Below are 15,258 nucleotides of genomic sequence, written 5' to 3'. Positions count from 1 at the left end.
GGATTTGACTTCCTAGGTTTCACAATACAACAATTCCCTATAGGAAAGTATCACTCGAAACAAGGTTTTAAGACAATCATCACCCCAAGCAAACAGAAGCAAAAGGTACACTACGACCAAATCGCTAGAGTTGTTGAAGCCCACAAGGCAGCACCGCAAGCGGCGCTAATCAGCCAATTAAACCCAATTATCCGGGGATGGGCAAACTACTATGCGACTGTAGTAAGTAAGGTAGCTTACTCAGACATGGATGACCTCATGTACCAAAAGTTAAGAGCTTGGGCAAAACACCGTCACCCCAACAAGAATGGGGAATGGGTATCAAAAAGATATTGGCACCCAATAAACGGTGATAACTGGGTATTCGCAACCAAGAAGGAAGGATCAACCTCACTTCGGTTACTAGACCATGCCGACACTCCAATAGTGCGACATATAAAAGTTAAAGGCGAATCGTCTCCATACGACGGGAATCTGGTTTACTGGAGTACAAGAATGGGTAAAAACCCAGAAATGCCAAGTAGGGTATCGAAACTCCTGAAAAAGCAAAAAGGGAAGTGTACCCATTGTGGATTGTTTTTCCGTGAAAACGATGTGATGGAAATTGACCACAGAATCCCTAAATCGCAAGGTGGAAAGGATTCTTACGATAATTGGCAACTCCTTCACAGACATTGCCACGACACAAAGACAGCTATCGATGGCAGTCTCGGCAACCAATCTGGCTGCAATAGTGCCAAGCCTAAGTCCACCAGAAGACTTGAAAAAGTTGATGATAAATGGACAATGAGGTATGCGTAACAAGCACCAAAGCATTGAGGAGCCGTGTGAGGTGAAAGTCTCATGCACGGTTTTGAAGACCAGCGGGATTGGTGACACTCTCGCTGAGTTTAATCACTTCTATACAGACTCTGACGGAAATACCCTAGAGAATCCACGCTATCTGAGAAAGTCTGAAAGGTCACTTAAAAAGCTTAATCGGAGACTCTTTAAAACTCAGAAAGTCTCTAAAAATAGAGTTAAGGCTCGGAATCGTTTAAGCAGAAAACACCTCAAGGTAAGTAGGCGACGTAAAGACTTTGCCGTGAAATTAGCAAGGTGCGTAATCCAGTCCAACGACTTGGTAGCCTATGAAGACTTGTCGGTGCGTAACATGGTTAAAAACAGAAAGTTGTCTAAGTCTATATCAGATGCCGCTTGGACAGCTTTTAGAAATTGGGTTGAATACTTTGGCAAAGTATTGGGGGTGGCGACTGTTGCAGTACCGCCCCACTATACAAGCCAAAATTGTTCTAATTGTGGGAAAGTCGCGAAGAAATCTTTAAGTCAAAGAACACATATTTGTCCGCATTGTAGATTTGTCTTAAATCGAGATTGGAACGCCGCTCGCAACATATTAGAACTAGGATTGCGTACCGTGGGGCACACGGGAACCTCAAACGCCTCTGGAGACATCGATCTCTGTTTGGGTGAGGAAACTCCTTCAAATAAGTCGGGTCGTAGAAAGAGGAAGCCTAAACAGTGATGTTTAGAATCACCGTGGCTAAAGCGGGCGTGAGAATGTCAAATCTGACCTATTGCACCATTTTCATGAACAGGCTTTCCGCCCGCTTCCACAAAGAGTGAATTTTCTTGCGGGCCGTTGCTCCTAGCCACTCAATAAAATCATTATTGAGAATGGTGCAATATTTCAGATATAACCGGACTTGAAATTATTAACTTCTTCCTTTCTTCTTCCCTTCTTCCTTCGCGTTCTTTGCGTCTTCGCGGTTCATTAAATAAAGACTTTTCCTACACAAAAAAACCTTAAAAAATATTTTCGCCAGAACGATCGAGTACCTCCCAAATCGCCTGCACCAACTTGTCGGGGTCTAAAGGTTTACAAATGTGCCGCTGGAACCCCGCAGCCAGGGCCTGCTGATAGTCAATTTCTCCAGCATAAGCCGTGAGGGCGATCGCCGGAATCCGTCCCCCTTGGTCGGGCGCCAGAGCCCGAACCTTTCGCATCAACATATAACCGTCGGTGTCGGGCATTCCAATATCGCTCAACAGCAAATCCGGCACAGACTGGGTTAAAACCGCCAAGGCATCGGCGGCGTTAGGAACTGCTGTAACACTTGCCCCACAATCCTCAAGCAGAAAAACCACCAAATCTCGCGCATCGGCATCATCATCCACCGCTAACACCCTGATCCCGCTCAAATTGAAGGATGGGTCCGGCGACGCAGTTCCCGCAGGACTTGTCTGAGATTGCACGGGCATCAGAGGTATCCTGACGGTCAAGGTTGCACCTTTTCCTTCGCCGGGACTGGCGGATTTCACCGTGCCGCCGTGGAGTTCGACGAGATGGCGGACGATCGCCAATCCTAAACCCAATCCGCCAAATTTGCGCGTCATGGTGCTGTCAGCTTGCCGGAAGTAGTCGAATACATAGGGCAGAAAATCAGGTTCGATACCTTTTCCAGTATCAGTTACAGTAATTTGGGCGTTCCTGTCCACCCGATCGAGAACGACTTGGATTTTGCCTCCTGTCGGCGTGAACTTGACAGCATTTGACAGCAAATTCCAGACTACCTGCTGAAGTTTGCCCGCATCGCCCAACACCGGGCCGAGATTCGGTGCAAATTGAGTGCTGATTTGAATCGACTTGACTTCGGCCGCCAGACGCACCGTTTCAATAGCAGCGCCGATCACCCCAGCTAAATCCACAGGTGCAATATTCAAGCTGACCTTGCCTTGCAGAATCCCCGACACATCGAGCAAATCTTCGATAAGCTGGGTTTGCAGTTTGGCGTTGCGCTCGATCGTCTCTAAGGCATAACGTTGCTTTTCCGGTGGCAGAACGTTCGATCGCAGCAGCTTCGTCCAGCCCATAATCGGGTTTAAGGGAGTCCGCAATTCGTGCGACAAAACAGCCAAAAATTCGTCTTTGACGCGGTTAGCCTGTTCTGCTTCTTCCCGCGCCTCCTTTTCCCGCGCTAGAAGGCGTTCCCGTTCCGCTTCTGCAACTTTGCGATCTGTAATGTCAGTGTTGGTGCCACACCAGCGCAGCAGCTTGCCTTGCTCGTCGCGAATCGGCACGGCGCGGGAGAGAAACCAGCGGTAAGATCCGTCTGTACCGCGCAAGGGGAAAGTATCTTCCCAGAGTTCGCCTCTTTCAATGCAGCGCCTAAATTTTTCGACAACGCGATCGACGTGTTCAGGGTGGTGCACCTGCTGCCAGCCCCAGCCCTGCATTTCCTCTAGGGTGGTGCCCGTGTAGTCAAACCAGCGCTGGTTGTACCAGAAAATCCAGCCGGTTTCATCTGTCATCCAGGCCAACTGAGCGATGTTGTCAGCTAGAGCGCGGAACCGAGCCTCGCTTTCGTGCAGATCGTGCAGGGCTCGCGCGTGCAGGATCACCGTCCAGAGGCGGGCCACCACTTCTTGCATCAGCCAAACTTCATCGGGCCGCCAGTGCCGAACCACCTTTGATGTCACCACCAAAAGAGCCACCCAGCGCCCTTCCTGAAGGCAGGGAACATCGACCAAAGCCCGAATCGACACGGCACCGTAGTTATCGACCAAATGCGCTGTATGGGGGTGATTAGCGATATCTGAGATGACAACTGTTTGACCTGCGATAGAGAGAGCTTTAAGTTCTGGCGTCTTAAAGTCTGAGATTTTATAGGTGCCGACGACGCTGGCAAGGTCGGACTGGTGCCAGTCTTGCTCGACAATTGCCCGATCGGCTTCTAAATCGATTTCGTGCCATATGCAGCGATCGACCTTTAAATATTCTCCTAGACTTTTCATCGCTTCCCACAACATTTCTGCGGGGTTGCAGCCCAGGTGCAAGCGGACTTCCAACTCAGAGAGAAACTGCTCGTTGAGTTGGGCTTGTTTGCGATCGTGAATATCGGTATTCGTGCCGATCCACTCGACAATTTCGCCGCCTGCGCCGCGAACTGGCACGGCGCGGGACAAATGCCAGCGTTCCATTTGGTCTGCTGCCCGCCGCAGGCGCAGCTCTATTTGATAAACTTCTCCAGTGATTTGACATTCTTGCCAGCGGGCCCAAGATTCTGCCAAATCCGAAGGCGGGACTAGGGATTCCCAGTTGTTTTGAGAGGCTTCCTCGTAAGACATTCCCAAATATTCAGACCACTTTTGTTGATTGGTAAAACGAATTTCCCCGGCGGAGTCTACGTTCCAAATCAGGTGGGGCAGCGACTCAGCCAGGAAGCGGAAGCGGCGGTCGCTTTCTGCTAAGCGTTCTTCGGCTCGTTTGCGATCGTCAATATCTATGCCGATCCCGACCCATTGCAGCACCTGTCCCCCCCTGTCTTTGACGGGCACAAGTCGCGCTAGATGCCAGCGGTAAGTACCATCAAACCTGCGTACCCGACACTCAAATTCGTAGGCTTCCCCTGCTTCAATCGCCTTGGTGCGCGTGCCGACAACTGTTGGCAGATCATCAGGATGAAATAATTGCAGCACCGGTGCAGCCAGCGGCAATTCTGCTGGCCTGATGCCCGTGTAGCTTTGCCAGTGCTGGTTGCAAAACTCTAACCTGCCGTCGGCGGTATTGATCCACATTAATTGCGGGACGCCATCGGCGAGGGTGCGGTAGCGATTTTCGCTTTGCCGCAGTGCTTCTTCTATTTGCCGGCGCTCGGTTTTGTCCTGCATGATTTTCAGGAAACCTTGCACTTCGCCTCCTGCGTCGCGCAGGGGCATCACCAGTCCGCTGCCCCAAAAGCGGCTGCCGTCTTTGCGGACGTGCCAGCGCTCGTTTACTGCCTTTCCCTGAGTCAGCGCGAGGTGCATTTCTAGTTCCGGCTTTCCGGCTGCAGAGTCTTCTGGGGTGAAGATGATTCGTCCGTGCTGCCCTACGATTTCAGCTTCGGAATAGCCCAGCAATCTCTCTGCGCCTGCGTTCCAATTGGTAAGGTGTCCGCCGAGATCCTGGGTGAAGATGGCGTAGTCTTTGGCGCTGTCGAGAATAAACTGCAGGTGGGTTTCACGATCGCGCAGTGCTGCTTCTGCTTGTTTGCGCTTGGTAATGTCGCTGGTGAAACCGACTATTTTGGTCACTTCGCCTTGCTGGTTGCGGATCAAACAGCCGCGCTCCCAAACGTCGATCCAGCGCCCGTCTTGGTGCCGGACTCGGTACTCGACTTCGTAGCGATCGCCATCCGTCAAGATTGATTCCGCCCCGGCTTGGACGCGCGCCAAATCGACGGGATGGAGGCGTTCTCTCCACCATTCTGGTGTTGCCTGTGCATCCTCTGGGCGGACACCGACGATCGAGGACAGCCCCTCGGAACGGTAAACTGAGTTCGATGCCAAATCCCACTCAAACACGATGCCGTCGATCGCCCTTGTAGCTAACTCAAAGCGGTTGTTGCTTTCTTGCAAGGCGAGTTCGGCCATTTTGCGATCGGTAATTTCCTGCACCACGATATGAATCCCGACAATCTCCCCGCCCGTGTCTTTGAGCGGCCACCAATTCTCAATCCAAGTGCGAACCACACCGGGTTGAGCCCTGGTTTCACCCGTGAGTTCAAAATTCCGCATCGGTTCTCCGGTTTCGAGAATGCGGCCCAACAAAGCTTCGGCTGCATCTGCCAAGTCGGGGATAATTTCGCGCACGGTGCGGCCGATGTGCGCTTCGACGGAGAAGCCGTTGATTTCTGCTAACCGCTGGTTGATCCGGAGGAACCGCAAATCTTTGTCTAAAACTGCCAAACCCACGGGAGTTGTTTGATAAAGCGACTCTATCTCTAGAAGTTGACGGCGCACGGTTTGCTCGCTCTCTTGCAGGGCGAGTTCGGCCATTTTGCGATCGGTAGCATCAAATAATACTCCGATAAACCGCACTGCTTCCCCTGCGGCGTCGTAGAGATAGCGCCCGAACGCGCTCAACCAGCGGATTTCTCCGTTGTCTGCCCGGACGATCCGGTATTCGGGGGAGTAGAGCGATCTCGTTTCCCGAGCTGTTTTGGCTGCTTCCATGACTTGATTTAAGTCGTCTGGATGCACGCAGTTTTTCCACACAGCCGCGCTTGCTTCGCCGCCCGGTACCGGTTCGCAGCCCAAAATGCTGAAATGGGTCGCCGACCAAATTACTCCATCTGTTCGCACGTCAAAATCCCAGGTTGCCATGCCTGAGCCTTCGATGGCGACGCTCAAACGTTCTTCGCTTTGTTTCAAGGCAATTTCAGTTTGTTTGCGCTCGTTGATATCTGTCAGGGAACCTACGGCCCTCAGGGGATTGCCTGAGTCGTCCCAAATTACTTGCCCTCTGGCTAAAACCCATTTGTAGTGCCCGTCCCGACAGCGAACGCGGTACTCGCAGGAGTAATGTGAGGTTTCTCGATGCAAGTGCTGCTGCCAATTGCTTTGCATTATCTCCAAATCATCGGGATGAATGTAGCTCAAAAATTGGCTGAAGTCCTTGACTTCTTCGGGCCGGCGTTCCAAAATCTCTAAACAGCGATCGCTCAGGATCTGGCAATTTGTTTGCAGGTTGTGGTCCCAAACCCCGTCGTTGTTGCCCTGCAAGGCTAGCTGCGAGCGTTCTGCGCTTTCTCGCAAAGCTTCTTTGGTTTGATTGGCGCGCTCGATTTGTACGGCGGCAACGGCAAAGTCTGCTAGGGCGATCGCGATCCGCAAGTCTTCGGCATCGAACTGGCGATCGGAATCGTGAGATACAATCCATATAGCCCCTAGCGGTTGATTTTCTGCTTGCAGTGGCACGACTAACGCTTCGGCGTTCGGGAATTCTAGCTGCTTTAAGTCGGTGAAGTATTGTTCTGGAGCGAAGTAAAGTTGGGGAGTTTGGTGATCGATCGGGGTTCCCGACAAACGCAATTTGCGGGGTGTGTTTTTATGTTCTGCTGCTTCCCACGCTCCCGCCAAGGCTTCCCAGCGAAATATTTGTTCGGAAGTTGCATTTTCTTCTAGCAAGCAGACTCCGACGCTTCCTGCGTCGCACAAATCTTTAGCGATCGCAACCAGTGTTTTGAGCAGCCTGTGGGGTGAGGTTGCCAATTGTCTAGCCAGCGTTTGCAGCGCTCGGTTTTCTGCTTTTTGAGCGTGCGAGCGAGGGATGCGCCGCGACAGTTCCTGGGCGATCGGAATGTCGGTTAAATTAGTTTCTGGGGTTTGCCAAGCTTCCATCAATTACTCGTCTCTTACGTCTTTCGGTCTGAGCTGGCGAGCGTATATCAGCGCCCTCTTAAAAGCCTTTGCTACAAATTATACCATCTAGCCAGAGACAGCATCAGTTATCTACTACCTATCTGGGGAATTGCTTTTTATTTTTCAGGCTATTTTATTGCTTTGGTTACCTTTACTCTTGTTGTCGCCGCCTTATGCACAATTTTATTCCAGAATCGCGCTTTTTTCCCTATCTAACTTGGACAGAAATTCAGTCTATGCTGGATAAGGAAAATACGGTGATAATTTTGCCGCTAGGCGCGATCGAACAGCACGGCCCCCATTTGCCTTTAATTGTAGATGCGGCAATTAGCGCGGCGGTGACAGGCAAAGCGCTGGCAAAGTTAGAGGCAAATATTCCCGCGTATGCTTTGCCGCCTTTGTACTATGGCAAGTCGAATGAACACTGCCATTTTCCCGGTACAATTATGCTCAGTGCTCAGACACTTTTAGCAGTAATCGGCGAAATTGCTGACAGTATTTATCAGGCTGGATTTCGGAAATTAGTGTTAATGAATGGTCACGGCGGACAGCCGCAGGTGATGGAAATTGCGGCGCGCGATATTCATCAAAAATATCAAGATTTTTCGGTTTTTCCGCTGTTTGTTTGGCGGGTTCCGAATGTAGCTGCTGAATTATTAACTGCGAAGGAGTTGGAGTTTGGGATTCACGCGGGTGATGCAGAAACGAGTTTGATGTTAGCAATTTTGCCGTCGCAGGTAAACATGGAACTGGCTGTTACAGAATATCCAAAAAATTTGCCGGCAGACAGTTTGCTGAGTATGGAAGGAAATTTGCCTTTTGCTTGGCTGACGCGAGAGTTGACGGAAAGCGGTGTGTTGGGCGATGCGACGGCGGCGACGAAAGAAAAGGGATCTCGCATTCTCGAATCTCTCTCGGACGGCTGGGCACAAGTTATCAAAGATGTTTACAAATTTCGACAGCCGGGAAGTTCGGCAACGGATTCTGTAACGGATGTAACGGATGTAACGGAGCTCAGTCCAAGGGAAGAATGAAGAGGGATGAAGATCGATGTGGAAATGCAGTCACAACAATAGTTGCAGCAATTAAGAACGTTCTAACTGTCTTGGCGGTTGCTATAAAAATAAAAAATACAGTCCTGGAGGCATAATCGACCTATGTAGGGTGCTTAGGTTGCACCTTACCGCTATTAAGAATTAAAAATTAAAATTTGTTCTAATCCGTGTCAAAATGAGTCTAAGAAATTTTTTGAGTTGGAAAACAGACGATGAGTGTAAATTCTAAATTGCAGCGCGCATTTGAGCAAGGTCGCGCCCTGAAAATTATCAGCGGTTTAAATAATTTTGATGCCGCGAACGTTGAGGCTGTCGTCAAAGCAGCGGATCTCGGCGGTGCTTCTTTTGTCGATATTGCTGCCGATCGAGATTTGGTATTGATGGCAAAACAGTTGACAAACTTGCCAATTTGTGTATCCGCTGTGGAACCAGAAAAGTTTGTGCCTGCGGTAGAAGCTGGCGCTGATTTGATTGAAATTGGTAACTTTGATGCTTTCTACGCAGTAGGCCGTCGCTTTGAAGCTGAGGAAGTTTTGCAGTTGACTCGCGAAACTCGATCGCTATTTCCAAATATCACTCTTTCTGTAACAGTTCCCCACATTTTGGCACTCGACAAACAAGTACAGTTAGCAATTGAATTAGTCAAAGCTGGGGCTAACATCATCCAAACCGAAGGTGGCACCAGCGCTCAACCAATTCACGCAGGCACATTGGGATTAATTGAAAAAGCAGCGCCTACTTTGGCTGCCGCCTTTGAAATTTCCCGCGCCGTATCCGTCCCCGTACTCTGCGCTTCCGGTATCTCCAGCGTCACCGCACCCCTCGCTATTGGAGCCGGTGCTGCGGGTGTTGGTGTCGGTTCTGCTGTCAGCCAACTTAATAGCGAAGTGGCGATGATTGCGGCTGTTCGCAGTTTGGTTGAAGCTTTGGCTTTGGTTTCGCGATCGCACTTGCCAGCTTCCATTTAATTAAGAAGGAAGAAGGAAGAGGGAAGAAGGAAGAGGGAAGAAGGAAGAAGGAAGAAGGAAGAGGGAAGAAGGAAGATTTTTCCCATCCCCCACTCTCCCCTTCTTTCCTTCTCCCACTCTTCCACTCTTGCCCTCTTCGCCTACCCCACTTTTCCACTTTTCCACTCTTCCTTAATAATTGAGAAACCACACGGCATAATCATCTAATAACTGATTGTTTCGGGAGATTACATCAACTGATTCTAACTCTGATAAAGGCAACATAAACTTTTGGCGATCGCCGACGCGCTGCACTTCCACAAATATGCCTTCTTCCTGAACAACCAAATCCTCCAACCGATTAATTGTAAATCTATCAGTATAAGAAGGTTGAGTTTTTTTGAGTCTTGCATATTCTTTTTGGCTGCCGGAACCCATTGTATATTCTTCTTCCCATTCAAACTCTTCTATGCCGGTAACGTGGCAGGGTAGTTGAATATTTTGCTTGATGTAATCTAGATATTTGACTGAATTTTCTCGGCTGAAATCAATATTTTTAGAACCCAAAATCTTGCTAATTTTAGTTTCAAATTGCTTGGTATTAAAGGGGATATTTTTCTCTAGATGCGCTAACATTTCTGGATCGAACCCCGCTCTCAATTCGGTAACTTCCGCCAGCAGGCGCTGGAAGTCGTTTAGCGGTTTCGGTCTTCTGCCTGCTACAATGGTTTCATCAAGCTGAACTGGAGGAAGTTCGGATTGTGAAGGAAGGGATTGGCTTTGAGCGGGGCGATCGTCCACTTTAGACTTGTTAACTTTAGACTTGTTAACTTTAGGCTGGTTAACTTTAGGCTTGTTAAATTTAGGCATCGCTCGGTCTCGCTGGCTCGGTTTATCAATAAAGTATATCTTGACAGAAGTACATTCGTGTCTGATAGGAGGAAGCTATTATGCAACTACTGAAATCGCCTGATGAATCGCCAGTCTATCAAGGACAATTTGGCGAATTTACGATTACTCAAAACGATCGCACGGGAGTGTTGATTTACCGCGCTGGATTGGGGGTGGCGGCGCTGTGTTTTGCGATCGGCACTACTCTGGTGCTGCAACAGGGCGACAACCCGATTGCAATCCAAGCTGTAACACCTATGTTTGCTTGTTTCTGGATAGCTTTAGGCGTCAGCTTAGCAACTATTCACATTTACATGATTGCGCTGCACCGAACACTACAGGTGTTTTGGGCGATCGGCGGCGCGGCAGCATTGTTTGTCGCCCTACAAAGCAGCCAACCTCTAGCTTTAGCAGTGTACGAAAATCCCGCCACGTTGTGGGGAATTGGCTTTACTTTTGCCGCTTTAAATGGCATTTATTTTAAGGAAGCATTCTGCTTTAATCGCCTCGAAACTAAGTTTTTGACTCCGGGGGTTCCTCTCTTAATTTTAGGACATATTTTCGGCTTTTTGTCATCCGAAAATGAACAACTTTTGCTAGCAGTTTGGGCGGGTTTGTTTATCATCTTTGCTGTACGCAAGTTTTTTCAACCGATGCCGCAGGATATCGGGGATAAAAGCGTTTTTGAGTACCTAAAACACCAATAGTATAGAAGAAGGAAGAAGGCTCTTCTTCCTTCAACATCTGCTATATGTATGAAATTTGCAACACTGCGAAAACTCAAAATCAACATTAGTCTAATCCGCCGCCGAGAAATGTGGGCAGTTACCAGGGAAGGCTGGGTAATTGCTCTGATGGGATTAATAATAGCAATGCTCTTAATTCTCACAAATATCCATCCGTTTTTGGCGGTAAATGCGCCGATTAAAGCAGATATATTGGTTGTCGAAGGCTGGTTGCCGGATTATGCGATCGAAAGTGCGATCGCTGAATTCAAAAAAGGCGAATACAGCCAATTAATTACCACAGGAGTTCCTTTAAGTAAAGGTTACTATCTGGCTGAATATAAAAATTCTGCCGAACTGACGGCAGCGACTTGTATTGCGCTAGGATTTGATCAAAACAAATTAGTAGCAGTACCAGCCGCGAATGTTTTGAAACACCGCACTGCTGCTTCGGCGATCGCACTTCGCGATTGGCTGGCTGCTTCTGCCATAAAAGTTGAGTCAATTAATCTTTATTCTTTTGGCCCTCACGCCCGCCGAAGTTGGATTGTATTTAAAGAAGTGCTGAATCCTGAGATTAAAGTCGGGATTATAGCGGCGGAACCGCAAGATTACAATTCCCAAGAATGGTGGAAATCTAGCGAAGGTTTTCGGACAGTAATAGGAGAAATTATTGCTTATATTTATGCCCGTTTCGTAGATTGGAAAACCTAGCCAGTAATAGTCAACATCCCTCTTAATTCCCTTAGCGTTCTAGCGCTTACGCGCCGCTTCGCTAACGCGCTTTCGCGGTTAGTAAAAAAATACTTATATAGCCGTTGTAAATCTGTGGCAATAGAGGACAAAGTAGTACCGTTTTCCTACCATAATTCAACCAAAAATGATAAAATAATTCTCAGATAAGTTGAGGGCAACTCATTGTTAGAAGAACGCGCTTACTGGTTAGCATGGTCGCAAATTAACGGTATTGGGCCGATTTTGTTGCAAAGATTGCAGCAAAATTTCAATAGTTTGGCAGAAGCTTGGACGGCAAAATCAGTAGATTTAATGCGAATCGAAGGGTTTGGCAAGCAGATAATTGAAACTATTGTGCAAGAACGCACTAAACTCAATCCAGAAGAATTTCTCGAAAAACATCTTATAAAAAATCCCTATTTTTGGACGCCCGCAGATCCGGATTATCCCCGCTTATTATTGGAAATTCCCAATCCGCCACCAGTGTTGTATTATCGCGGTTTAGTTGATATAAAAGAGAATCAAGGAATTACGCCGACGGTGGCAATGGTTGGTACTCGCAGCCCTTCGGAATACGGCAGAAGGTGGGCTCGCAAAATTAGTACGGCTTTGGCTAGAAACGATTTTACAGTGGTTTCGGGATTGGCTGCAGGCATTGATACAGAGGCTCATACAGGCTGTTTGGAGGCGGGAGGAAGGACTTTCGCAGTAGTGGGGACGGGAGTAGATATTGTATATCCTAAACAAAATGAGAGGTTGTGCGATCGCATTTTGCAGCAGGGATTGGTAATTAGTGAATATCCGGCGGGGACTCAACCGAATAGAACTAATTTTCCCCGCCGAAATCGCATAATTGCTGGCTTAAGCCGCGCTACAATCGTGATAGAAGCTCCGCATAAGTCGGGTGCTTTAATTACTGCTTATCAAGCGAATGATTTTTGCCGGGATGTGTATGTTTTGACGGGTAGATTGGATGATGAGCGTTCTTTTGGTTGTTTGGAGTTACTGAGTAAAGGTGCTCATCCGATTCTGCCGAATAGCGATCGAATGTTAAGCGAAGACAGGTTGTTGGAAATGCTCGGAGCTATGCCCAAATTGGATAGAGCCGAGCAGTTGTCGCAATTTCCCCCAAATCCGACGGTTGAGAAGCAAGGGCCGCCGTTGGAGCCGGAATTGGCTAAGGTGTTAAGTGCGATCGTATCTGGGCCGATTTCTTTTGATACAATTGTGGAAGCAGCGGGATTAGAAGCGGGAAGAGTTTCTAGTATACTTTTGCAGTTGGAATTGTTGGGATTAGTTTCGCAGTTACCAGGAATGCGATATCAGCGGTGTTGATTTGTAAGTAATACGGTTTAGGCCATTGGTGTCAACTTAAGTCTAAAACCCTCTTTATCTCTCGTTTACCGCCTATGCCAGATCCCCCTAAATCCCCCTTAAGAAGGGGGACTTTGAGAAGATTCTTGTCCCCCCCTTTTTAAGGGGGTTAGGGGGGATCAAGGCCTTGATAGTCAGCGGTTGAAACCGCATATATACAAACGAAGTCCGTCTCTAAGAGACTGAAGAATAATAAGGACTTTAGTCCTCATTACGAACCTTTAAATCAATCCGAAATTGACCGCACTAATACTGCTAGCCGAAACACCGCCCAGAGAAGCTAAAATCTCCCCTGTTTGAGCAAACCGGATTAATGTCGCGCCACTATCTTGAGCAATCGCCAATTGCGAGAAACTCAACCCGTTACCTAATACTAACAAGTCCTTACCGACTTCAAAATCAGTAATCGTATCAGTACCGGAATTGGTAGAGAGTAAAAACTTATCTACTCCCATTCCTCCTATCAAACTATCAACTCCCAAACCGCCCGTCAGCAAATCATCGCCCTTACCTCCGTAAAGAATATCATTACCATCATCGCCATTCAAAATGTCAGCACCGCGGCCGGCAAGCAAGGCATCATCACCGCTACTTCCCAGGATTGTATCGCTACCTTTGCCACCGAAAACAGTGTCATTTCCCAGACTTCCGTCGAGGGAATCATTGCCCCTCATCCCCATCAACACATTATTCCCGCTGTCGCCAGTCAGGATATCGTCGCCATTTGTACCGAGAATTGCCTGAGGGGAATTGCTGCCCAAATCAGCATCCCCGCTGACAACAGGAGTTGCAATCCCAGCAGGCAATACTACAGCTTCAATTCTGCTATCTAAAGCAGTACCAGTATTGTCAGCAACTACCTGGGAAATGGGTTTATTTCCTGTACCCACTGCTTTGAAGTCTTGAGTTGTTGGGCCTAAGGCTACTTGTTGGAGGCGGGCAAGTGATTCAGGAATTGATGTTGCTGTTGGGTTGGAGACAGCGCTATCAACGCGTTGATTGGCTGTTGCCATTACTGTCGCGGATTGCGACGTAATTTGGCTGATTTGCTGACTGTTGAAACTGGGGTCTATTTGCTGGATTTTAGCTGCTGCTTGCTGAATGATTGGTTCTAAAGCGGCTGCATTGCTGAGATTTAAGACTGTACCGGATTGAATTTGAGCCGTAATTGAACTGACAACAGCTTTGACAATATCGGTATTGACTGCACTGGAAGCACCGTCAATCAAAGCGCTGGTTTGGGTGATGAAGTTTTGGACTTTCACCATTGCTGCTAAGACTTGGACTCCGCCCGGTACGTTGTTGTTGGTGGCTGCTATTGGATCTAAGCTAGTTAGGTCAACTTCAGCGGGGAGGGAAAGGGCGGCTTTGACTAAAGATTGGGCTTCTTCGGGTGCAATTCCTTTGTCGATTAAGTCGGCGATTAAGGTGGTTAGGAGGGTGACTACACTCGCATCTGGTGGTGCGGTGACTGGTGTTTCTAGGGGTAAGCCGGTGGCGGTGTCAATGCCTCCTATGGCTACTAGATTGCCTTCTGATGGGTCGATTTCTCCGTTTTTGTTGGTATCGAAGGTCTCGAAGGGGATGTTGAGATTAAACTCACCGCTGCTGTTAGTTGTGGTGGATGGTTCGTTGGCATCGAGGATGCCGTTTTTGTTGGCGTCTAGGAAGAGAGTAGCACCGGAGATATAACCGTCAATTACGAGACCACGAATGCTATCGCGCATCAGGTTGAAATTGTCGCTGGCAGTGGCACCGGCATTGTCCGTTGCTGTCACCGTAATTGGCAACGAGAATGATGGGGGGACATTGGCCGCATCGAAATTCACGCTAAAGGTCAGCGTATTCGGGTCGAACTTAAGCCAATCGGGTGGAATGATGGTGCCGGTATTGGGGTCGAGGGTCAGCCAGAGGGGGAGGAAGTTCGGATTTAGATTGATGGAGTACGAGTAAGTGAGGCTGTCACCTGGATCGGGATCAATAAACGTATTTGGAGCAAGAGTCAAACTGAAACTGAAGTCGCTGCGGGGATTGGCATCACGTTGATTGCTGATGGGATTATTCAACTTCGGCGAATTGTTGTTGAGTATAGATTCAGCATCGATAATTTTCAGACTGGCAGTGTTTTGGGTGCCAATAATGGAATTATCCCGATTGGTGATCCGAAACGCAATTTCTTCTGTCCCCTCAAATTGAGCATCCGGAAAAACGTCAATTGTGAAAGTTTTGCTATTTTCGCCTGGGTTAAATGTGAGTTCAGGAGAGAAATTGGGGATATTCCAATCTGTTCCGAAAGTCGCTGAACCAGTAGGAGGTTCTAGGTACACCCGGGAAAAGTTGTTTAGA

General features: G+C 48.4%; 9 protein-coding genes and 1 pseudogene. 7 read left to right on the top strand and 3 right to left on the bottom strand.

Annotated features, from left to right (window positions below; genetic code table 11):
• Both QUA47_RS11890 and QUA47_RS11885 read left to right on the top strand, forming a co-directional pair.
• The coding region (locus QUA47_RS11890) for a group II intron maturase-specific domain-containing protein (RefSeq protein ID WP_333430887.1) at positions 1 to 801 on the top strand (801 nt) is incomplete at its 5' end.
• A 94-nt stretch (positions 802 to 895) separates the two neighbouring features.
• Positions 896 to 1,525, top strand: a pseudogene (locus QUA47_RS11885) (RNA-guided endonuclease InsQ/TnpB family protein); the annotation flags it as partial.
• Between the two features lie 281 nt (positions 1,526 to 1,806).
• Here QUA47_RS11885 and QUA47_RS11880 read toward each other — a convergent pair.
• Positions 1,807 to 7,164 (bottom strand): PAS domain S-box protein, encoded by a 5,358-nt coding sequence (locus QUA47_RS11880; RefSeq protein ID WP_333430886.1) that lies wholly within the window; start codon positions 7,162 to 7,164, stop codon positions 1,807 to 1,809.
• A 194-nt stretch (positions 7,165 to 7,358) separates the two neighbouring features.
• On the opposite strand from QUA47_RS11880, the gene QUA47_RS11875 reads away from it, so the two are divergent.
• Positions 7,359 to 8,219 (top strand): creatininase family protein, encoded by an 861-nt coding sequence (locus QUA47_RS11875; RefSeq protein ID WP_333430885.1) that lies wholly within the window; start codon positions 7,359 to 7,361, stop codon positions 8,217 to 8,219.
• 233 nt (positions 8,220 to 8,452) lie between these two features.
• Entirely contained in the window at positions 8,453 to 9,208 is a 756-nt protein-coding gene (locus QUA47_RS11870) for a DUF561 domain-containing protein (protein ID WP_333430884.1), read from the top strand.
• A 171-nt stretch (positions 9,209 to 9,379) separates the two neighbouring features.
• Here the strand turns inward: QUA47_RS11870 and QUA47_RS11865 are convergent, their stop codons facing one another.
• Positions 9,380 to 10,057 (bottom strand): calcium-binding protein, encoded by a 678-nt coding sequence (locus QUA47_RS11865; RefSeq protein ID WP_333430883.1) that lies wholly within the window; start codon positions 10,055 to 10,057, stop codon positions 9,380 to 9,382.
• 80 nt (positions 10,058 to 10,137) lie between these two features.
• On the opposite strand from QUA47_RS11865, the gene QUA47_RS11860 reads away from it, so the two are divergent.
• The 3 genes from QUA47_RS11860 to dprA all read left to right on the top strand — a co-directional run bounded on the left by QUA47_RS11860 (position 10,138) and on the right by dprA (position 12,873).
• On the top strand, positions 10,138 to 10,785 hold the full coding sequence (locus QUA47_RS11860) for a DUF2301 domain-containing membrane protein (RefSeq protein ID WP_333430882.1): 648 nt from the start codon (positions 10,138 to 10,140) through the stop codon (positions 10,783 to 10,785).
• Positions 10,786 to 10,833: 48 nt separating this feature from the next.
• A complete protein-coding gene (locus QUA47_RS11855; RefSeq protein WP_333430881.1) occupies positions 10,834 to 11,517 on the top strand; it encodes a YdcF family protein in 684 nt (227 codons plus the stop codon).
• Between the two features lie 204 nt (positions 11,518 to 11,721).
• Positions 11,722 to 12,873: a DNA-processing protein DprA gene (gene dprA / locus QUA47_RS11850; RefSeq protein ID WP_333430880.1), complete on the top strand. Its 1,152-nt coding sequence runs from the start codon at positions 11,722 to 11,724 to the stop codon at positions 12,871 to 12,873.
• Between the two features lie 260 nt (positions 12,874 to 13,133).
• Here the strand turns inward: dprA and QUA47_RS11845 are convergent.
• On the bottom strand, positions 13,134 to 15,258 hold a 2,125-nt coding region (locus QUA47_RS11845), incomplete at its 5' end, for a putative Ig domain-containing protein (protein WP_333430879.1).

This window comes from Microcoleus sp. MON2_D5 (assembly GCF_036701905.1).
In the GTDB taxonomy this organism is placed as follows: domain Bacteria; phylum Cyanobacteriota; class Cyanobacteriia; order Cyanobacteriales; family Microcoleaceae; genus Microcoleus.
Note: the sequence above shows the minus strand (reverse complement) of the source record. Positions and strands in the feature narration are given on the sequence as shown.

Excerpts from the sequence above, each read along its gene's own strand:
- QUA47_RS11855 (WP_333430881.1), top strand. The coding sequence starts at position 10,834 with ATGAAATTTGCAACACTGCGAAAACTCAAAATCAACATTAGTCTAATC.
- QUA47_RS11860 (WP_333430882.1), top strand. The coding sequence starts at position 10,138 with ATGCAACTACTGAAATCGCCTGATGAATCGCCAGTCTATCAAGGACAA.
- QUA47_RS11870 (WP_333430884.1), top strand. The coding sequence starts at position 8,453 with ATGAGTGTAAATTCTAAATTGCAGCGCGCATTTGAGCAAGGTCGCGCC.
- QUA47_RS11865 (WP_333430883.1), bottom strand. The coding sequence starts at position 10,057 with ATGCCTAAATTTAACAAGCCTAAAGTTAACCAGCCTAAAGTTAACAAG.
- QUA47_RS11875 (WP_333430885.1), top strand. The coding sequence starts at position 7,359 with ATGCACAATTTTATTCCAGAATCGCGCTTTTTTCCCTATCTAACTTGG.
- QUA47_RS11880 (WP_333430886.1), bottom strand. The coding sequence starts at position 7,164 with ATGGAAGCTTGGCAAACCCCAGAAACTAATTTAACCGACATTCCGATC.